The 18142-nt window shown below is 57.6% G+C and carries 20 protein-coding genes; 10 read left to right on the top strand and 10 right to left on the bottom strand.

The annotated features are described in order from the left end of the window. The first annotated feature begins 69 nt into the window (after window positions 1-69). Window positions 70-1287 carry an MFS transporter gene (locus ACP3TE_RS15355; RefSeq protein ID WP_105659215.1) on the top strand — a complete coding sequence of 406 codons (1218 nt, stop codon included), beginning with the start codon at window positions 70-72 and terminating at the stop codon, window positions 1285-1287. Here the strand turns inward: ACP3TE_RS15355 and ACP3TE_RS15350 are convergent. Then, window positions 1284-1730 (bottom strand): Lrp/AsnC family transcriptional regulator, encoded by a 447-nt coding sequence (locus ACP3TE_RS15350; RefSeq protein ID WP_105659214.1) that lies wholly within the window; start codon window positions 1728-1730, stop codon window positions 1284-1286. The two genes, ACP3TE_RS15355 and ACP3TE_RS15350, sit on opposite strands and share 4 nt — an antisense overlap. A gap of 154 nt (window positions 1731-1884) precedes the next feature. On the opposite strand from ACP3TE_RS15350, the gene ACP3TE_RS15345 reads away from it, so the two are divergent. From ACP3TE_RS15345 to ACP3TE_RS15320, 6 genes are all read left to right on the top strand, one after another. Then, on the top strand, window positions 1885-2601 hold the full coding sequence (locus tag ACP3TE_RS15345) for a LysE family translocator (protein ID WP_105661450.1): 717 nt from the start codon (window positions 1885-1887) through the stop codon (window positions 2599-2601). Window positions 2602-2749: 148 nt separating this feature from the next. Continuing rightward, entirely contained in the window at window positions 2750-3439 is a 690-nt protein-coding gene (locus ACP3TE_RS15340; protein ID WP_105656637.1) for an energy-coupling factor ABC transporter ATP-binding protein, read from the top strand. Then, window positions 3436-4041 carry an energy-coupling factor transporter transmembrane component T family protein gene (locus tag ACP3TE_RS15335; protein ID WP_166650789.1) on the top strand — a complete coding sequence of 202 codons (606 nt, stop codon included), beginning with the start codon at window positions 3436-3438 and terminating at the stop codon, window positions 4039-4041. Before ACP3TE_RS15340 ends, ACP3TE_RS15335 begins: the two co-directional genes overlap by 4 nt. Window positions 4042-4086: 45 nt before the next feature. Further along, window positions 4087-4668 carry a biotin transporter BioY gene (locus tag ACP3TE_RS15330; RefSeq protein WP_105656639.1) on the top strand — a complete coding sequence of 194 codons (582 nt, stop codon included), beginning with the start codon at window positions 4087-4089 and terminating at the stop codon, window positions 4666-4668. 4 nt (window positions 4669-4672) lie between these two features. Next, window positions 4673-6112, top strand: a complete 1440-nt coding sequence (locus ACP3TE_RS15325) for a class I adenylate-forming enzyme family protein (RefSeq protein WP_426734112.1) — start codon at window positions 4673-4675, stop codon at window positions 6110-6112. Beyond that, the gene (locus ACP3TE_RS15320; protein WP_105656641.1) at window positions 6109-7272 is read left to right on the top strand and encodes a thiolase family protein; all 1164 of its coding nucleotides are present in this window, start codon (window positions 6109-6111) and stop codon (window positions 7270-7272) included. The genes ACP3TE_RS15325 and ACP3TE_RS15320 overlap by 4 nt, the downstream gene beginning before the upstream one ends. Window positions 7273-7289: 17 nt before the next feature. Here ACP3TE_RS15320 and ACP3TE_RS15315 read toward each other — a convergent pair whose 3' ends face one another. The 6 genes from ACP3TE_RS15315 to ACP3TE_RS15290 form a co-directional block, all read right to left on the bottom strand. After that, window positions 7290-7574, bottom strand: coding sequence for a metal-sulfur cluster assembly factor (locus ACP3TE_RS15315; protein WP_105656642.1), 285 nt, complete (start codon window positions 7572-7574; stop codon window positions 7290-7292). Between the two features lie 147 nt (window positions 7575-7721). Further along, complete coding sequence (locus ACP3TE_RS15310; RefSeq protein WP_105656643.1) at window positions 7722-8066, bottom strand: metal-sulfur cluster assembly factor; 345 nt, start codon at window positions 8064-8066, stop codon at window positions 7722-7724. Window positions 8067-8076: 10 nt separating this feature from the next. Continuing rightward, the gene (gene sufC, locus ACP3TE_RS15305; RefSeq protein ID WP_105656644.1) at window positions 8077-8835 is read right to left on the bottom strand and encodes a Fe-S cluster assembly ATPase SufC; all 759 of its coding nucleotides are present in this window, start codon (window positions 8833-8835) and stop codon (window positions 8077-8079) included. A 61-nt stretch (window positions 8836-8896) separates the two neighbouring features. Beyond that, a complete protein-coding gene (gene sufD / locus ACP3TE_RS15300; RefSeq protein ID WP_133834194.1) occupies window positions 8897-10177 on the bottom strand; it encodes a Fe-S cluster assembly protein SufD in 1281 nt (426 codons plus the stop codon). A 2-nt stretch (window positions 10178-10179) separates the two neighbouring features. After that, complete coding sequence (gene sufB / locus ACP3TE_RS15295; protein ID WP_133834195.1) at window positions 10180-11640, bottom strand: Fe-S cluster assembly protein SufB; 1461 nt, start codon at window positions 11638-11640, stop codon at window positions 10180-10182. Next, window positions 11637-12422: a helix-turn-helix transcriptional regulator gene (locus ACP3TE_RS15290; protein ID WP_105656647.1), complete on the bottom strand. Its 786-nt coding sequence runs from the start codon at window positions 12420-12422 to the stop codon at window positions 11637-11639. The genes sufB and ACP3TE_RS15290 overlap by 4 nt, the downstream gene beginning before the upstream one ends. A 190-nt stretch (window positions 12423-12612) precedes the next feature. On the opposite strand from ACP3TE_RS15290, the gene ACP3TE_RS15285 reads away from it, so the two are divergent. From ACP3TE_RS15285 to ACP3TE_RS15275, 3 genes are read left to right on the top strand one after another with little or no spacing between them, the layout of a single operon-like run. Beyond that, the gene (locus ACP3TE_RS15285) at window positions 12613-13566 is read left to right on the top strand and encodes an ABC transporter ATP-binding protein (protein WP_133834196.1); all 954 of its coding nucleotides are present in this window, start codon (window positions 12613-12615) and stop codon (window positions 13564-13566) included. After that, on the top strand, window positions 13563-14327 hold the full coding sequence (locus ACP3TE_RS15280; RefSeq protein WP_105656649.1) for an ABC transporter permease: 765 nt from the start codon (window positions 13563-13565) through the stop codon (window positions 14325-14327). Before ACP3TE_RS15285 ends, ACP3TE_RS15280 begins: the two co-directional genes overlap by 4 nt. Before the next feature lie 32 nt (window positions 14328-14359). Then, window positions 14360-15298, top strand: coding sequence for a COX15/CtaA family protein (locus ACP3TE_RS15275; protein ID WP_105656845.1), 939 nt, complete (start codon window positions 14360-14362; stop codon window positions 15296-15298). A 61-nt stretch (window positions 15299-15359) separates the two neighbouring features. Here ACP3TE_RS15275 and ACP3TE_RS15270 read toward each other — a convergent pair whose 3' ends face one another. The 3 genes from ACP3TE_RS15270 to ACP3TE_RS15260 all read right to left on the bottom strand — a co-directional run bounded on the left by ACP3TE_RS15270 (window position 15360) and on the right by ACP3TE_RS15260 (window position 17811). Next, entirely contained in the window at window positions 15360-16316 is a 957-nt protein-coding gene (locus ACP3TE_RS15270) for a DUF1700 domain-containing protein (protein WP_332727184.1), read from the bottom strand. Further along, window positions 16300-16650, bottom strand: a complete 351-nt coding sequence (locus ACP3TE_RS15265; protein ID WP_105656651.1) for a PadR family transcriptional regulator — start codon at window positions 16648-16650, stop codon at window positions 16300-16302. Before ACP3TE_RS15265 ends, ACP3TE_RS15270 begins: the two co-directional genes overlap by 17 nt. Window positions 16651-16863: 213 nt before the next feature. Then, window positions 16864-17811 carry a heme o synthase gene (locus ACP3TE_RS15260; RefSeq protein WP_105656652.1) on the bottom strand — a complete coding sequence of 316 codons (948 nt, stop codon included), beginning with the start codon at window positions 17809-17811 and terminating at the stop codon, window positions 16864-16866. Window positions 17812-18142: the final 331 nt, after the last annotated feature.

Here is an 18142-nt window from a genome sequence, read left to right as displayed (position 1 = left end):
AACAGTAACTTATCCCCCTAATTTGAGATAAACTCTAGGAATTGTAGAAATCGAAAGGGACAGTGCCCGATGACCCAACTGGTCGCCCACCTCGCGCGACAGAGAATCACGGAACGCACCAGCATCAATCTAATATTCCTTCTTGCAGGATTATCTTTTGCGACTTGGGCAGGCCGCCTCTCCATTATCGACGCTGTTTTCGATTTCTCTGGCTTGAACCTCGGATCGTTCTTGATTTGCAGCACCATCGGAACTTTGCTCGGAATCTCCCTTATTCCGTCGGTGAGCAAATTCGTTCCAACACGCCGCCTGTTGTGCTGTTTGCCCATCGGATTAGCAGCATGTTTGGTCGTACTGGGCATAGCCATTTCGATAACCGAGGAAGCCACTCTTGCCTACGTAGCCCTGTTCTTTTACGGGCTTACTTTTGGCTGTTTGGACATCATGATGAACGTCAGCGGCGCACAGGTTGAACGTCGTGTCGGCCGCAGCATCATGCCTTCCCTTCATGGGTTCTTCAGCCTGGGAACCCTAATTGGCGCCGGGGTGGCAACAGCAACCATTTCCTTGAATATCTCGAGCCTTTGGCACTTCTCGTTTGTCGCGGTCATCATTCTTCTTCTCGCTTACGTTGCCCATCGAGGTATTACCTGCTGGGAAAACGAAAATTTGGTTCCAATCAACAAGGATGTCCCCCAGAACCGAATTCAATCAACGCACAAAATGGGACTCTTGCTGCTGCTTGGCATAATGGTCGCCGGTTTAAGTTTCAGCGAGGGTGCGGCCAATGATTGGATTGCCGTTACTTCGGTTGACGGGCACGGTTTCAAGCATCAAATTGGCGCGCTCATGTTCACCTTGTTCGTCGCAGCAATGACGCTGGGACGCTTTGTCGGCGGTCGCCTTGTGGACCGCTTCGGCACGAAAAATACACTCCTGATCATGGGAATTATCGGCCTTCTCGGCGTCGGCTTGTTCATCACCGGCACAAGTCCCTCCCTAGTAGGCCTCGGTGCAGCATTGTGGGGCCTCGGTAGCTCGCTCGGCTTCCCCTTGGGCATGAGCATCGCTGCTTCCCGCGGAGAACGCCTGGGTCCAAAAGCGGTGAGCATCGTCAGTGCGTTTGGATATGGAGCAATGCTTGGCGGTCCACCATTTATTGGTTTCGTCGTCGATACCTTGAAGTTGCCTCAGGCCTTATGGATTTGCGCGGTAGTTCTGATTATTTCGTTGTCCTTGACGCCGGCGGTAACCCGCAACCGGAAGCCGTCCGACAAGACGTCCTAGACGGGCAGAACCGCACGCTCCTTGATGTTTCGCATGACTATGGTGCTCGTCAATTTTTCCACGCCCGGTAGATCAACTAGGACCTCGTCGTATACACGCTGGTAATGCGGCAGATCCTTGGCAAAGACTCGCAATAGGAAGTCTGGCTCGCCGAAAAGGCGCTGCGCATCAACTATTAGCTCTTCCCTCTCTACTGCTAATTCAAAATGCTTAAGCTGCGCTCTGTCTTTCAACGTGACGAAAACCAGGGCCTCGAATCCCAGTCCAACCTTCTCCGGGTCAATCACCGCTTGGTAGCCGCTGATGACTCCCCTGCGCTCAAGATCTTTGATCCGGCGATGGCAGGGAGCCACCGATAGCCCAACTTTTGCAGCTACCGCGGTAGCGCTCATCCGTCCGTCATTCTGCAACTCGGCCAAGATCGCACGGTCTAGTTCATCCATGAAATCAGACTACAGCACAAATAATTTGCGCCATTTAACGCCAGAGCAATTTTTTCTTGCCGAAGGGCCGGGTATCCCCAAAGAATCGGCAAGCACATTTCACGATTTTTTCCTTACTGTTATCAGAGCACAGGTTTCTAGATTTGGAGAAGCAATGGATCTATCGCAGTTCACCGGGTTCCTCTTGGTATCGGTGACGTTGGCGTGCACGCCCGGCGCCGACTGGGCGTACATCATTTCCTCTGCACTGGGCAAAACCAGCTATCGCCCAGCCGTATGGGGATTGCTCTCGGGATACCTGGTTCATACTGCATTGCTGGTGTGCGGAATTGCGGCCCTGGTCGCGAGTTCCCCGTCACTTCTCCTCTGGCTCACGGCAGCCGGATCGGTCTATCTGCTGTGGCTAGGCATTGCGACCCTGCGTTCCTGCAGGAACGCCAGGTTCTTTGATGCCAATGCTCCATCTACCTCCGAAATTGAAGCACTCGATGGCGATTACCCTCGGAGCAATCCCGAACCTACCGATAGCACCGTCGCGCTGTTGGACAAGGTCCGTCATCGATCGCTACGCGGCCAATTCCTCAAGGGCCTGCTCACCAGCGGCACTAACCCCAAGGCACTACTGCTGTATGTGGCCCTCATCCCGCAGTACCTGGATTCATCCCTGGATCTTCCGCTCTCCCTGCAAACCGGCGCTCTTGGGCTTACTCATTTCGCGGTATCGATCCTCGTGTACTTCTCCGTTGCATTGGCTGCCAGGGTGCTGCTTCGCTCCCGGCCCATGGCGGCACGCATCGTAACCATGTGCTCCGGAACCATAATGATCCTCTTGGCCCTGGGCTTGGTCTACGAACAATTCTTCGTTGCATAAGAATTTATTGAACACTGATCAAGACAATTGAACGGTGATCAAGTATGCTCTTAATCGATGGCTCTTCGGTCATCTGTAACGCAAGCATGAATGGCTGTCCGATCATGGAGCCCGCCGTTCAAGCTACGAACCTTGCGCTGGAGCACTCGTGGAACTACCCCCAATTCGATTTGAGAATGTCACTGTCCGCTTTGAAGAGCGCGATGTCCTCAAGGATGTGCGATTGACTCTCAACGAACAGCGCATCGGCATTATCGGGGCAAACGGTGCTGGGAAGAGTACGCTCTCCCGGCTCATCAATGGCCTCGTTTTGCCTACTGAAGGATCCGTGCACGTTGGCGACCTGAACACTCGGAATCATGCAAAGCAGATCCGCCGCGATGTTGGTTTTGTCTTCCAGAATCCAGCAAATCAAATCATCATGCCGCTGGTCTCTGAAGACATTGCGTTCGGACTGAAGAATTTGCAAATTCCCAAAGCAGAGCGCCAATTGCGCGTGCATGAGACACTGGCAGAGCTCAACATCTCGCATCTGGCAGATCGCGAAAGCCACACTCTTTCCGGCGGCGAGCAGCAAATGGTCGCACTCGCTTCCGTCCTTGCCATGCGGCCACGAACCATTGTTTTCGATGAACCCACTACGATGCTGGATCTGCGCAATCGACTCGCGTTCCAACGCGAAATAGCCAAGCTGGCGCAACGTGCAATTGTGGTGACGCACGATTTGGAAATACTTGAAGATTTCGACCGCGTTCTCGTGGTCACCGACGGAGCTATCGCATTCGATGGCCGACCGGAAGAAGCAATCGCCCATTACCGCCAATGGAGCCACGCATGATCGCGGCCAAGAATACTTCGTATCTAGCGCGTGTTAAGCCGGGATGGAAATTCGGAACATTGCTGGTTCTGAGCATCGGGCTTTACTTGATTAGCTCGTGGCAGGTCTTGCTGCCCCTGTTCATTCTCAGTGCGATACTGCTGCTTTCGGCTAGGGTCGACCTCAAGCAACTGCGCATGCCACTGTTCTCATTGGCCATGATTCTCGGCATCGTCTTCATTCTTCTCGCCCTGCAAACCGATTGGGCCAACGCCGTGGTCTCGGTCCTGCGGCTGCTGACCATGTGCCTGATGGCCTACGCCGTCAGCCTCACCACAAGCTTTGACGCGATGCTCGAGCTCTTCCAACAGGTTGCCTCTCCATTACGATTCCTTGGAGCTAATCCAGCGCAAATCGCATTGGGATTGTCCATGACAATACGGTTCATTCCGGAATTGAAAAAGGTATACCTCGAAGTCCGCGAAGCCCAGCATGCTCGGGGTCTGGGCAACAATCCGTTGGCCGTGAGTGTCCCATTAGTTATCAGATCACTAAAAATCGCTGACGAGACAGCCGAAGCGTTAGACGCCCGCGGCTACGATTCAGCACCTTACCGACGCTAAGCGCGTCAGCTACTTCCATCTCGCTCGCACTTCCAAGGAAACACAATGCCAACTCGCACCGACTCAACTTCGCAAACTCGCAATACGGTATACGTCGCAGTCTTTGCCGCCATGATCGCGGCCATGGGGCTCCTTCCCCCTATTACATTGGGGATCATCCCGGTACCCATTACCCTGCAAACCCTGGGTGTCATGCTGGCCGGCGCCTTATTGGGACCTTGGCGAGGTTCATTGGCCTCACTGGTTGTCGTAGTCCTGTCTTTGGCAGGGCTGCCCTTGTTGGCTGGTGGGCGTGGTGGGCTTGGAGTCCTGTTCGGGCCGACCGGCGGATATCTCATTGGATGGATTTTCGGGTCACTCGTTATTGGAGCCCTCTTCAAATACTGGGTTCTGCGCTACGAAAACAAGGTCGCCCGATTCATGTCCGGACTGGCCTCGGCTCTCCTTGGCGGAATCGTCGTCATCTATCTGTTTGGCGTTCCGTGGACCGCTGCTGTTACCGGGCTTGCTCTGGGCACATCCTTGCTGGGGTCTCTCGGATTCCTGCCCGGGGACGTCCTCAAAGCCGTAGTCGCCACCCTGGTGGCCCTGACCGTGCACCGTAGCTACCGCGGGTTGATGAAGTAGCTCGATGGAACTGTGGCAGGCACTGGCAAGGTGGGCCAATCAACGACCGGATCATCTTGCCCTGCTCACGGTTGAAAGCCGGCTGACTTATGCGCAGTTGGCCAGCAGAAGCGGTGCTCTGGCCAAGCGGCTAGAATCCGTTCCAGGCAATCGGATCGCTGTGCACACCAGCGATCCGATTGAGATGGCCATCGCTTTTTATGCGATCGCGCGCAGTGGCAAGACATTGGTGGTGATTGACCCTGCTTGGCCCGGAAATCTGGCCACTTCCATGGCAGCAGTTCTTCTATGCGATTTTGTGCTTGAATCGACGGTTCCGCGGCCTTTGCCCGGCGTCCCAAGATTCGCCTTGCCGCCCGAGCCACCCGAGCCCGGTGAATACATTGTGCCCGCGACCAAGACTCATTGCGCTGAAGTCCTGCTGATCATTTGCACTTCTGGAAGCTCATCGCGTCCCAAGCCTGTGCTCCGGAGTGCTGCATCGTGGGAAGCGTCCCTGAGTGCCGGCGCCACGATTTTGGGCGCTTCGCCAGAGGATTCCACTCTTTGCCCGAGTCCCATTTCCCACGGTCTGGGCCTCTACGCGATGGTCGAGTCCCTGCATGCTGGCGGCACCTTCATGGCTTCCGGAAAATGGGATCAAAAGGGCGTTGCGTCTTTGCTGGCGCGCGTCAGCTGCACCCGTATCGTCAGCGTACCGACAATTCTTGGCAAGGTGCTGGCCCTGGATGACCCGGCACTGTTCTCCAGCCTGCGATTGGTCATCAGCGGCGGGGAATCCCTGGACCAGGCGACCGTTCAAGCGCTTCACCAGATGGCTCCGTCGGCGCGCTGCGTTGAATATTTCGGGAGCAGCGAGCACAGCCTCATCGCGTATCGCGAGCGACTGGCCAACCATCCGCGAACTCCCTATTTCGACGGTCAGCTGTTTCCCGGGGTGCAGGCTCACACCCATGAGGCAACGCCGGGTTCAGGCTTTGGCTCGCTCTATATCGATAGCCCGTTCAACGCCAAGGGGTACGACCTTAGCTCGGACTCTGTCATCGCTCGGTGCGGCACAGCAATCGGCATTGGTGATCAGGCGAAGCTCCTGGGTTCAAATCGCATCGTCCTGTCCCGTCGCAACGACGGGATGATGAATCTCAACGGAAACAATATCCACCCGGGCGAAGTGGGCGCAGCGCTTAATGCCGAGGGGCTGGCCAATGCCTTAGTGCGGATCGATGCATCGAGCGCACCAGCCAGGTTGCTGGCCTACACGGTTTCGCCACCCCGCAATCCGTCCGCTCTTCTCACAGGCCTGCAGAAGCATTTGCCCCAGTACAAGATCCCGCACCAAATCATCTACTTGCGATCGTGGCCCGAGACCTTCAGCGGAAAATTGAATGCCTCGGCTTTGGACTTCCAGGATCTGAACATTGAACGGAGCGACTGGCTCAGATGAATGACGCCTTCATTATCAATGCAGCACGCACGCCCATCGTCAGAGCAGGCAAGGAGTATTCCCGCATTACCGCAGACCAACTGCTGGCTCGGGTGATCAACGCGCTAATAGATCGAAGCGGCATCTCCCCTGCGGATGTAGACCACGTATTTGCCGGCAATGCGGCGGGACCGGGCGGAAATATAGCGCGAGTGTCTGCTTTGGCGTCGGTGCTGCCCAAGACCGTCAGCGCGACCAGCATCGATGCCCAATGTGCCAGTGGACTGGACGCAATTGCCGCCGCTGCGCGGATGATACGTTGCGGTGAAGCGCATGTCGTGGTGGCCGGTGGCGTGGAGTCGGTGAGTACCGCGCCATGGCGGGTTGAAAAGCAAACCTCCGTAATCCAGCCTCCGCGCCTCTACTCGCGTGCCCGATTCACTCCAAAGCGAGACCCGGACCCCGAAATGGGCGAAGCTGCGGAGAATATTGCCCAGTCCTACGGCATTGCACAAGAGCGGCAAGATTCTTTCGCATTGCAGAGCCACCAGCGTGCGCTGCGCGCTCAAGCGGCTGGACTCTTTGATCGCGAGCTTGTCACCGTGGATACAAGCAACGGGCAAGTAGCGGCCGACACCTGCCCCAGGCCCGGACTGACACTTCGCAAGCTCGCTGCGCTCAAGCCGGCATTCGTACCCGGTGGCACCGTGACTGCGGGAAACTCCTGCCCGATTAACGATGGTGCAGCTGCGGTAATCTTGGTGAGCGAACAAATGCGCCAGAGACTGAACCCAACCTTCGCAATGCGCTACCTTGCTTCTGCTTCAGGTGCTTGCGATCCCAGCATTCTCGGCATGGCGGCGGTACCGGCGTACCGCAAGCTCATCGGCCTGCTGCCATCCGCTGCTGCTTCCAGCACTCCACTGATCGAGTTCAACGAAGCCTTTGCGGTCCAGGCCCTGGCATGCCTCGATGAGCTAGGGATCACCGAGGTGACGGTGAACCAAGGTGGCGGGGCCTTGGCGTTGGGACACCCCTACGGTGCTAGCGGCGCGATTCTTGCGACTCGGCTGTTCTGGCAGGCCAACCAGGCTCGGATACCTGGGCAAAGGGCGATCGCGCTCATGGCCGCCGCGGGTGGCACCGGAAGCGCGTTTGCTTTCGAGTCAGTACCGCATTGAGCCCTTGGGGCATTGGCCTAGATGTTGAACCCCAAGGCCTGCATCTGATTCCGGCCGTCGACAAGGTTCTTCAGCACTTCATCAATCTGCGCTTCGAGTAGATCGGTCAGCGGGCAGGCAGGCGTCGTCAACGTCAAGTCGATTTCCAGGACTGAATCGCCGTCGAAACACCGTCCGTAAAGCAGGCCCAGGCCAACAATGTTGACTCCCAGCTCGAGGTCATTCACGTCCTTGGGTGCTTCGTCGATTTCTGCGATCGGCCACGTTGCGCTCTCATGTGCACCATTTGCGGCTTCGGACATGCGCTGCTCCCCGATTCTGCCCCGGGTACCCCTTTCCCTTTCGGCTCTTCCACGAGATACCAGAAGGAATGCAGGCCCCTCGGGCGTTAACGAACAGAACCGCTCACCCCCGTAGGGAGCAAGCGGTTCTGCTTGAAACAGCCTAAATTAGATGTTGAAGCCCAGGGCTCGCATCTGATCGCGACCGTCATCGGTGATTCGTTCTGGACCCCAAGGCGGCATCCAGACCCAGTTCAAACGGTGGTCGTCCACAACGCTCTCCAGCGCCTGGCCGACCTGCTCTTCGATAATATCGGTGAGCGGGCAAGCGGCGGTTGTCAGTGTGAGGTCCAGCAAAAGTACGCCGTCTTCTGCGTACTTCAGGCCATACAGCAAACCCAGGTCGACAATATTGACACCCAGTTCAGGGTCAATGACGTCCTTGAGCGCTTCCTCAACGTCTTCCAGAGGAGTCGTAGCGGCTCCCGTGCTCTGTTCGGTCGATTCGCTCATGATTGTAACCTTAGGCCTTGACGTTCAGGTAACGGTCGTAGCCTTCTTCTTCCAGACGGTCAGCCAGTTCCGGGCCGCCCTGTTCTGCAACTCGGCCATCCACGAACACGTGCACGAATTCTGGCTTGATGTAGCGCAGGATGCGGGTGTAGTGGGTGATGAGCAGGGTGCCCATTTCGTTCTCGTCCTGTGCGCGGTTAACGCCCTCGGAGACAACCTTCAGAGCGTCGACGTCCAGGCCGGAGTCGGTCTCGTCCAGCACTGCGAACTTGGGCTTGAACAGTTCCAGCTGCAGGATCTCGACGCGCTTCTTCTCGCCACCGGAGAAGCCTTCGTTGACGTTACGGCCAGCGAAGTCGGCATCGATCTTCAGCTTGCTCATAGCTTCCTTGACGTCCTTGGTCCAAGTACGAAGCTTTGGAGCTTCGCCGTCGATGGCGGTCTTGGCGGTACGCAGGAAGTTGGTCATGGTTACGCCTGGTACCTCTACCGGGTACTGCATAGCCAGGAACAGGCCAGCCTTGGCGCGCTCGTCGACGCTCATCTCCAGGACATCTTCACCATCGAGGGTGATGGAGCCGGAGGTGACGTTGTAGCGCGGGTGGCCAGCGATGGTCGAAGCCAAGGTCGACTTGCCCGAGCCGTTAGGGCCCATGATTGCGTGGGTTTCGCCGGTCTTGATGGTCAGGGTTACACCCTTGAGAATTTCCTTCTCGCCCTGCTCGGTGTCAATCGAGACGTGCAGGTCCTTGATTTCCAGAGTAGACATACGTCGTTCCGTTTCTTTCTAAAAAGCGCTAAGGCTAAAAAGCTGGTGAAGCGAGCACTACCTAGTTCTCGGTAGCAGCCAATTCTTCTTCGATGGTGTCGGTCAGTCGCTCCTGCAGAGCCTCATCGCCGATCTGCTGAACGATTTCGTTCAGGAATCCGCGAACTACCAAGCGGCGTGCGGTCTTTTCATCGATGCCGCGAGCCATCAGGTAGAAGAGGTGCTCATCGTCGAAGCGGCCGGTGGTCGATGCGTGGCCAGCACCATCGATCAGACCGGTTTCGATTTCAAGGTTCGGAACCGAATCAGCGCGGGCGCCATCGGTCAGAACCAGGTTGCGGTTGGCTTCGTAGGAGTCGGTACCAACAGCAGCCTTCTGGATCAGCACATCGCCAACCCACACGGTGTGTGCGTCCTTGCCCTGCAGCGCACCCTTGTACAGCACGTTCGACTTGCAGTTGGCCACAGCGTGGTCAACGAACAAGCGGTGCTCCAGGTGCTGGCCGGCATCTGCGAAGTACAAGCCGTAGAGCTCGATCTCAGCGCGTTCGCCGGTGAAGCGAGCCGACGGGTTCACGCGAACCAGGTCGCCACCGAAGGAAACAACAATGTGCTTGAACGAAGCGCCAGCAGCTACCAGCGCCTGCTGCGAGGAAGCGTGAACGGCGTCATCTTCCCAAGCCTGCAGGGAGATCACGGTCAAGCGGGCGTTGGCCTGGACGTCGAACTCGACGTTCTGTGCCAGCACTGCCGAACCGACGTGGTCCAGCACAACAGTAGCCTCGGAATTTTCCTCGGCAACAACGATGAGGTGCTGAGCCGCCGCTGCCAGCGACTCGCCGGTGATGCGCAGGGTTGCGTTGGCACCTTCGGCGTTCTTCGGGATCGTCACAACGTGGGTCTCGGAAGCGAACTTCCAAGCGTTGGCCGACACGCGGTCATCCGGGGTATGCGCAACACCGTTCAGCGCGTCGCCAGCCGGAACAACCGACAGCTTGGCGATTCCGTTGCCGGCGAGCTCTATCTTCGGAGCCGCGCCGGTGAGGTCATCGCTGTGCAGGCCCTTCAGGCGCTTGAGCGGGGTGAAGCGCCAGTCCTCTTCACGACCGGTCAGCTTGGCGAAGTCATCTACATTGGTGCTGGTCAGTCGACCGGCACGCGATGAATCGGGAACTCCAACTCCGCCGCCGTGGCTGTGCGCCTTGGTGGAGGCACCGGCCAGCGGCGAGCTGTCGTTGTCGTTGATCGGCGAAAGGTCTTCGCCCTCTTCGGTGAAACCAGGAATCGATGGTGCGCCGATGCGCGCCTTCTCTGCTGGGATATGGGTGGTGGTCTCCGACATTCTTAGCCGACCGATCCTTCCATCTGAAGTTCAATAAGGCGGTTCAGTTCCAGCGCGTACTCCATAGGCAGCTCGCGTGCGATTGGCTCAACGAAGCCGCGCACGATCATTGCCATGGCCTCGTCCTCGGCCATGCCGCGGGACATCAGGTAGAACAGCTGCTCTTCGGAAACGCGCGAGACGGTCGCCTCGTGGCCCATGGTTACGTCGTCCTCGCGGACGTCGATGTACGGGTAGGTATCCGAACGCGAGATCTGGTCGACCAGCAACGCGTCGCAGACCACCGAGTTCTTGGTGCCCTTGGCGCCTTCCTGGACCTGGACCAGGCCGCGGTAAGCCGAGCGGCCACCGTTACGAGCCACCGACTTGGCCACAATGGCCGAAGAGGTGTTCGGAGCGATGTGGACCATCTTGGATCCGGTGTCCTGGTGCTGGCCCTCGCCGGCGAAGGCGATGGACAGGGTCTCACCCTTGGCGCGTTCGCCAACGAGGTAAACGGCTGGGTACTTCATGGTGACCTTCGAGCCGATGTTGCCATCGACCCATTCCATGGTGGCGCCTTCTTCGCAGACGGCACGCTTGGTCACCAGGTTGTAGACGTTGTTCGACCAGTTCTGGATCGTGGTGTAGCGAACGCGGGCGTCCTTCTTCACGATGATTTCCACAACGGCAGAGTGCAGCGAATCCGACTGGTAGATCGGTGCGGTGCAACCCTCGATGTAGTGAACGTAGGAGCCCTCATCAGCGATGATCAGGGTGCGTTCGAACTGGCCCATGTTTTCCGTGTTGATGCGGAAGTAAGCCTGCAGCGGGATCTCCACATGTACGCCCTTCGGGACGTACACGAACGAGCCGCCGGACCACACGGCAGTGTTCAGCGAAGCGAACTTGTTGTCGCCCGCTGGAATGACCGAGCCGAAGTACTCCTGGAAGATCTCCGGGTGTTCCTTCAGTCCAGTGTCGGTGTCAAGGAAGATGACGCCCTGGGCTTCAAGGTCTTCACGCAGCTGGTGGTAAACAACCTCGGACTCGTACTGGGCGGCAACGCCAGACACCAGACGCTGCTTTTCAGCCTCTGGAATACCCAACTTGTCGTAGGTGTTCTTGATGTCTTCTGGAAGTTCTTCCCAGGAGGTCGCCTGCTTCTCGGTGGAACGCACGAAGTACTTGATGTTGTCGAAATCAATACCCGAGAGGTCTGGACCCCAGGTAGGCATTGGCTTGCGATCGAAGTACTTCAGCGCCTTCTGGCGACGCTCCAGCATCCATTCTGGCTCGGACTTCAGGGCGGAAATATTCGCCACTACGTCCTTGTCGACGCCACGGCGCGCATTTGCACCCGCGTCGTTCTTGTCTGACCAGCCGTATTCGTAATTGCCGATTCCGTGGAGTTCGGGGTTCTTCTCCAGAATTTCGGAAATTACACCCGGGTCGGCAGACTCCTGTGCAATCTGATCCGTCATCGCGGCCTCTCCTGCTTCGTGAACTGAATTCGAGTTCTTTTCTCAGCGCGCATTGGCGCCTTTTCACGCCCCACAGGGATGTGGGTCGTGCACACGTGTCCTCCACCGGCCAAGGTCGACAGTCGTCGGACGTCGACGCCTAGCAAGCGGGCGAACATTTCCGTTTCCATGTCGCAAAACACTGGAAACTCTCGTGCCAAGTCTTGTATCGGGCAGTGTCCCTGGCATAGCTGCACGCTATGCATCAGGGCAGTTGCCACTTTGGTATCCACTTTTCGGGTGTATCCCACGAATCCATCTGCACTGAGCAAATTGCCCAGCACCTCGGCTCGTGCTTCCAGCCCTTCAACGCCGACCAGCGCCTTGGCGTATCGGTCTTCCATTGATGCGAAGCGGTTACGCGCAAACTTGCGAATCGCGTCCTCTCCGGCCGCATCGCCGAGCATCTTCAATGCGTCGGAAGCAATCTCCAGGTAATCGTTGCCCAACTTCGTCTGCCCGCGGTGCGAAAGCACGTAGCGACGCGACGGACGTCCAGCACCGGTTTTCTGGTTGGCTACCAGTTTCACCTCTACGAGTCCCGATTTTGAGAGCGCGTCGAGGTGACGGCGGACCGCAGCAGGCGTGAAGCCCAGCTTGCTTCCAAGCTCGGCAGCACTGACCGGCCCGTCCTCGAGTACTGCGTACAGGACGCGGTCGCGCGTACGCTCCTCGGTATCCCCAACTGCGCCAACTGTCGCGGCAGTGGAGCCACTAGCTGATTCTGAATTTGATGAATACACAACACAATCATGCGTAAATTTTTGCTCTAGGTCTAGTAAGGAAGGACTTACTAAGGACATGCTTGCCCGACTAGTGCGTTACTTGAATCGAACCTCTGACACTCCCATTGTCCCGCCCACCTCAACGGAACTCGAGGGTTGGTGACAAAACACTCAGCTCAGCCAGTTCGACATGTCGTAGAATGTTTCAGTGTCTTCTGTAACTCCCAGCCTTGTCATCAACGAGCTGGCTAAAGATTTAGGTCCAGTCCCCGCCTTGGACAATCGCATGTTGCGAGTCCTGGAGTCGGTGTCCCTAAAAGCTTATCCGGGTCAGGTCACCACGCTTTTAGGAGCTAACGGAGCCGGCAAATCCACGACCCTCGCTTGTGCCCAGGGGCTGCTTCAGCCCGAAGGCGGAACCGTCGAACTCCTGGGCCAGAACCCCTTCGGCGACAATCCCGAATTGCGTTCCCGCGTCGGAGTCATGCTCCAAGACGGAGGGTTGCCACCCTCAATGCGACCGGTTCCGCTCTTGAGGCACGTCGCTTCCCTCTATCAGAAGCCCATTGATATTGATGCGTTGATCACACGGTTGGATCTCGAATCATTTGGCACCCGCACGATCCGCCGTCTCTCTGGTGGCCAGAAGCAGCGCGTCGCCTTGGCCCTGGCGCTGGCCGGAGATCCGGAAGTGCTCTTCCTCGATGAACCAAGTGCTGGGCTGGATCCGCAGTCCCGCCAGGTAGTCTTCGACCTCATTGCCGAACTTCGCGATGCAGGAAAGGCCATCATCCTCACCACCCACCTCATGGATGACGCGCAACGCCTCAGCGACTACGTCTACATCATCGACAAGGGCTGCACCGTGGCGCAAGGCACCGTGGCCGAGCTGACGGCCCGCGCTGCCGAAGACCAGGACACCCGCCCGGTGTCCTTCTCCGCCCCAGCAGGGCTGCGCCTACCTGAACCACCGGCAGGATTGCACCTGGAGGAGACCGGAGCCGGCCAATACCGGCTCGACGGGGTCAACTCCCCCGAACACTTGAACTGGCTAACCCATTGGTGGCTCCAGGAGGGCATTTTGCCAACCGAGCTCAACTTGCAGTCACGAAGCCTCGAAGACGTTTTCCTTGAAATCGCACAGAAGGAGGGAAGGGCATGAGCCAAACACAGGCACGCTCCAATGCTGTCTCGCCACTGCGCCGAATCCTGAACCAGGGTAAATACGAATCCATCCAGATGCTCAGCAATGGCGAACAGCTCATTCTCGCTGTTGTCATGCCGCTCATTGCGCTCTTCGTGCTCACCCTGACCGATCTGGTCAAGGATGTCGCAGACCGCAGCATTGATGCCGCCGTTCCTGGCGTCTTGGCCTTGTGCGTCATTTCGACGGCTTTCACCGGGCAGGGAATTGGCACCGGATTTGACCGCCGCTATGGCGTGCTGACCATGTTCTCCACTACGCCGCTGGGGAAAACCGGACTGATTTTCGGCAAGGTCATTGCCGTGCTGTCGGTCCTGCTGATCCAGGTCGTCTTAATCTGCTCTGTCTCCTTGTTGTTCCTGGACTGGCATCCGAACCCTTGGGGCATTGCTCCGGCTATACTCTTCCTGCTCTTGGGCGCAGCCGCGTTTACCGCGCTAGGCCTGCTGATTGCCGGCACCGTCCGCCCTGAAGCGACGTTGGCGATCACCAACCTTGCCTGGATCCTGCTGGCCGGTGCCGGCGGTGTCCTCTACCCCTTGAGCATGGCCCCTGATTGGGCCCAGCCAACCCTGAATGCGCTGCCATCGGCAGCGCTGGGCGATGCCATGCGCGATGCCCTGATCCACGGCCAGTTCAGCATTGCTGGCCTTATCTTCTTGATCCTTTGGTCAGCAGTTGGCTCCTTTGCAGCCATCAAGCTGTTCAAATGGAGCTGACCACCACCCAAATTCCGAAAAGGGAGATTTCAATGTCTTCAGCCCAAGCCACCCAGAGCTGGGCCGATAAACTGCCCACGAAGGTCACTCGCCTCGTGCATGGTCTCGCGATCGCATCCCTGATCTCGCAGATTGGCATTATCGTCACCGGTGGAGCCGTACGCTTGACGAATTCGGGCCTCGGCTGCTCCCACTGGCCCAATTGCGTTCCCGGTTCGATGACCCCTGTCCCGGAAATGGGCATCCATGGAATCATCGAGTTCGGCAACCGCCTGCTGACCTTTGTCCTGCTGGTCATCGCTGTCGCGTTCCTGATCTCCATCTGGAAGATGCGCCCTACCCACCGCACCCTGTTCAAGCTGTCCATCGGCTTGCTCGCCGGCATCGCGTTGCAGGCACTCATCGGAGCCATCACCGTGTGGACCGGACTGAACGCTTGGGTCGTTTCGGTGCACTTCCTGATTTCCGGCGCACTGGTCATCATGGCAACATTCCAGGTGAACCGCACCGCCAAGGAACTGAAGAACCGCAAGTTCGATCAGAGCAGCAAGTCGATCCGCCAGCTCTCCTTCGCCGCATGGATCTTCTCCCTGCTCGCAGTGGCATTCGGAACTATCGTGACCGGCACCGGACCGCATGCAGGCGATGCCGATGCCCCGCGCCACTTGTTCGATCCGCTGCTGGTAACCCGCATGCATACTGCTCCGGTGTACTTGCTCGTTGCCGCAACCATCGTGGTGCTGATTCTGGCCTACAAGCAGGGCGGAAACATCCAGCTTCGCATCGCCATCTGGTGGCTTGTCGCGGCAATTGCGGTCCAGGCAGCAATTGGCTACATCCAGCATTTCAATGGGCTGCCAGTCGCCCTGGTACTCTCCCACATGCTCGGCGCGAGCTTGCTGCTTGCCGCCTCCGCAAACGTCTGGGATCGGGCTGCCATCCTTCCGGAATACCAGCGCAACGATTCCTAGAATCCTGAGTAAATGACTGGGGGTTGCCCTGCACTCGATGTGCAAGGCAACCCCCAGTTGCTTAACGCTGTCCCCCGGCCGTTCCACGGCGCGTGAACCACATCAAACCATAAAGTCCAAAGAAGAAATAGACTGTTCCGGCTAGCCAGAATGCCGCAAGCAGCAGGCCTTGATCCACGGTGGAAACCGCAAGAAGGGCGGCGCCGTTAGCGCAGGTAGCCCATAGAGCAATCCGGGAATTGGACAAGAACCCGATGCCGCAGGCCAAGCCCAGGGCAAGGTATGCGTATACGGCGACGTTCGGCTCGATACTCGTGAACGATGCGGCTCCCAGGAGCACGACTGGCAATAGCAGAGCAGTGCCACCAATGATGCGGATCAACTTTGAACGCGGTTCTCGATTCACCGATTTGGACGAACGCCCATTGATTCCGACTAGCATCCATGCTGCGACCATTGACGGGATATAGAAGATTCCACTGCTGGTAATTAATCCGGCAACGAGCGCTGTCATGCACAAGGCCGCCGCGTAGCCGTAGATTCGTGCCGTTTTTCCCTTCATGACCGCGGTGGCCGCTACGCCAAGTCCGAATATTGCGAAGATCAGCAGTTGCAATGCGCCTTGCTCATATATCGAGTCGTAGCTACTGCCCTCACCTTCTGGCACAGAAGCGCCAAAAATCAGGTCACCCAGGGTATCTGCCAGAGTCGTATCGATGATGGAGACAAGGACACCGAGGACCAGTGCCACCGCACCGAGCACCAAGCTATTCCTGCGTAGAATGGCCCGCTCCTGCGGAGCCGCGTACTCGGCCATCAGAGGGGCTGCAACAGTTTCAGGACTGCCTAGCGCGGCGAGGATTTGGTCATCATCCCTGCCTAGGGCTCGGCCATCCTCGATATGCTGCGCCACATCCTCCAGAAGCTCTAAGCCCATATCCCTTGGAGCACCGCGCAGGAGCTTCCCCAATTCCCGCAAATACGCTTCCGCACTGTACTGCTCAGCTGTCGATGCCATGTTGCTCTCCAAGTAGATCGGTGACTTGCATTGAAATTGCTTCCCATACCCCGCGGAACTCGCCAACCATCAGATGCCCGTGCTCGGTAATGGTGTAGTACTTCCGTTTGCGTCCCGACGCGCCTTCTTCCCAGTAGGTTTCTACCAGCCCAGTGGCTTTCATGCGCGCCAGCAACGGATACAGGCTCCCCTCGCCGGCGGTAAGCTTCCGCGCGGTGAGCTCTTCTGCCAGCTCCAACCCGTATTTATCTCCGCTGGCTAACGAAGCCAGCACACAGTACTCAAGGACGCCCTTGCGTATATTCGTGGCGATTTTCTCGCGTTGATCGGACATGCGATAACCATACCTTGCGTAGCAAGACTTGCATAGCAAGATCTAGTCTTATTTCCCTCGATGAGAGTAATTTCTGCCTAAACGCATAGTGCGCATGCATTGGCCGATGCGAAGGGCAACTACGCTCGAACGCAGAAAAGCGCCCTTCCTGGAATCCATTTTCATTTGGATTCCAGGAAGGGCGCTAACCGACGCTCAGCTGCGGCGTTGAACCTAGCCGAACAGCGGGCTACCCACGAACGGGTCAATGGCCAAGGCCAGGAATACGATCGACAAGTAGGTAATGGAGATATGGAAGACCTTCATGGCCTTGCGGTTGATCTCAGCCGGCTTATGGTCGCTCTGCGCTTCGCGGTAGAGCACGTGCGATTCGTAGACGAACCAGATGCCCGCGCCACCAGCGATTGCGGTGTAAACGATTCCTGCGCTACCCAGTGGGACCAGCAGCATCGAGCAAACGACAGTGGCCCAAGCGTAGAGCACAACCTGTACCGAAACGCGGCGAGCGTTGGCGATCGCGCCCAGCATAGGCACTGAAGCCGCGTTGTAGTCATCCGCATACTTCATGGACAGCGGCCAGTAATGCGGCGGGGTCCAGAGGAAGATCACCAGGAACAGGATGATCGCTGGCCATTCAATTGTGTTGGTCACTGCGGCCCAAGCGATCAGCACAGGCATGCAGCCGGCGATGCCACCCCAGACAATGTTCTGAGCGGTACGGCGCTTGAGGATCAAAGTGTAGAACACGACGTAGAGGAGGATTGCAGCCAGGCCCAAGGCGGTCGTCAGCGGATTGGTGCCAACCCAGAGAACCACCAGGGAGGCTATGGCCAATACCCAAGAGAAGACCAGTGCTTCCCTCGGGGTGAGGTCCCCAGTGACTAAAGGGCGCCCCTTGGTACGCTTCATCAACTTATCCATATCGCGATCGATATAGCAGTTGAATGCACCAGAAGCACCTGCGGCCATAGCTCCACCAACAAGGGTGGAGATCATGAGCCAGACGGAGGGGAAACCCCGTTCGGCAAAGATCATGGTCGGAAGGGTGCTCACTAGCAGCAACTCGATTACGCGAGGCTTCGTCAACGCCACGTAGGCATTGGCCTTGCGCTTCAGAAAATCGCCGGCATTTTCATCAGGCTGACGCGATGCGCGGGGCACTGATGCTGCGGCGACACTTTGAGTCTTCAATTAAACGCACTCAGTTCTTCACGGGTACAAGACAGACACTGTCATTCTACGCTGGATAGAAATTGATTGAAACTCCCCAGGAGAGGATCACAGTTGAAAAATGGTGATTTGGCTCAATTCAAGACGCTGCAATCGCCTGCCCGGCGGCTAGCCATGCACCTTTGCGGCTTCACGCTCCCATCGGATTCTGCTCCTCGAACCGATCTTCCGCAGGCAGCCCCCGCCCCAACCAGCGTTTCCCGCGTACCGTTGCAGCACGCCAAAGTCGACAAGCCGGGAGCCTTCGATGGAATAACCCCGC

The sequence above is a fragment of the Glutamicibacter sp. 2E12 genome (assembly GCF_050030965.1).
Classification (GTDB): domain Bacteria; phylum Actinomycetota; class Actinomycetes; order Actinomycetales; family Micrococcaceae; genus Glutamicibacter.
This window is presented reverse-complemented; position numbering and strand designations above follow the sequence as displayed.

Excerpts from the sequence above, each read along its gene's own strand:
- ACP3TE_RS15355 (WP_105659215.1), top strand. The coding sequence starts at position 70 with ATGACCCAACTGGTCGCCCACCTCGCGCGACAGAGAATCACGGAACGC.
- ACP3TE_RS15350 (WP_105659214.1), bottom strand. The coding sequence starts at position 1,730 with ATGGATGAACTAGACCGTGCGATCTTGGCCGAGTTGCAGAATGACGGA.
- ACP3TE_RS15345 (WP_105661450.1), top strand. The coding sequence starts at position 1,885 with ATGGATCTATCGCAGTTCACCGGGTTCCTCTTGGTATCGGTGACGTTG.
- ACP3TE_RS15335 (WP_166650789.1), top strand. The coding sequence starts at position 3,436 with ATGATCGCGGCCAAGAATACTTCGTATCTAGCGCGTGTTAAGCCGGGA.
- ACP3TE_RS15330 (WP_105656639.1), top strand. The coding sequence starts at position 4,087 with ATGCCAACTCGCACCGACTCAACTTCGCAAACTCGCAATACGGTATAC.
- ACP3TE_RS15325 (WP_426734112.1), top strand. The coding sequence starts at position 4,673 with ATGGAACTGTGGCAGGCACTGGCAAGGTGGGCCAATCAACGACCGGAT.
- ACP3TE_RS15320 (WP_105656641.1), top strand. The coding sequence starts at position 6,109 with ATGAATGACGCCTTCATTATCAATGCAGCACGCACGCCCATCGTCAGA.
- ACP3TE_RS15315 (WP_105656642.1), bottom strand. The coding sequence starts at position 7,574 with ATGTCCGAAGCCGCAAATGGTGCACATGAGAGCGCAACGTGGCCGATC.
- ACP3TE_RS15310 (WP_105656643.1), bottom strand. The coding sequence starts at position 8,066 with ATGAGCGAATCGACCGAACAGAGCACGGGAGCCGCTACGACTCCTCTG.
- sufC (WP_105656644.1), bottom strand. The coding sequence starts at position 8,835 with ATGTCTACTCTGGAAATCAAGGACCTGCACGTCTCGATTGACACCGAG.
- sufD (WP_133834194.1), bottom strand. The coding sequence starts at position 10,177 with ATGTCGGAGACCACCACCCATATCCCAGCAGAGAAGGCGCGCATCGGC.
- sufB (WP_133834195.1), bottom strand. The coding sequence starts at position 11,640 with ATGACGGATCAGATTGCACAGGAGTCTGCCGACCCGGGTGTAATTTCC.
- ACP3TE_RS15280 (WP_105656649.1), top strand. The coding sequence starts at position 13,563 with ATGAGCCAAACACAGGCACGCTCCAATGCTGTCTCGCCACTGCGCCGA.
- ACP3TE_RS15275 (WP_105656845.1), top strand. The coding sequence starts at position 14,360 with ATGTCTTCAGCCCAAGCCACCCAGAGCTGGGCCGATAAACTGCCCACG.
- ACP3TE_RS15270 (WP_332727184.1), bottom strand. The coding sequence starts at position 16,316 with ATGGCATCGACAGCTGAGCAGTACAGTGCGGAAGCGTATTTGCGGGAA.
- ACP3TE_RS15265 (WP_105656651.1), bottom strand. The coding sequence starts at position 16,650 with ATGTCCGATCAACGCGAGAAAATCGCCACGAATATACGCAAGGGCGTC.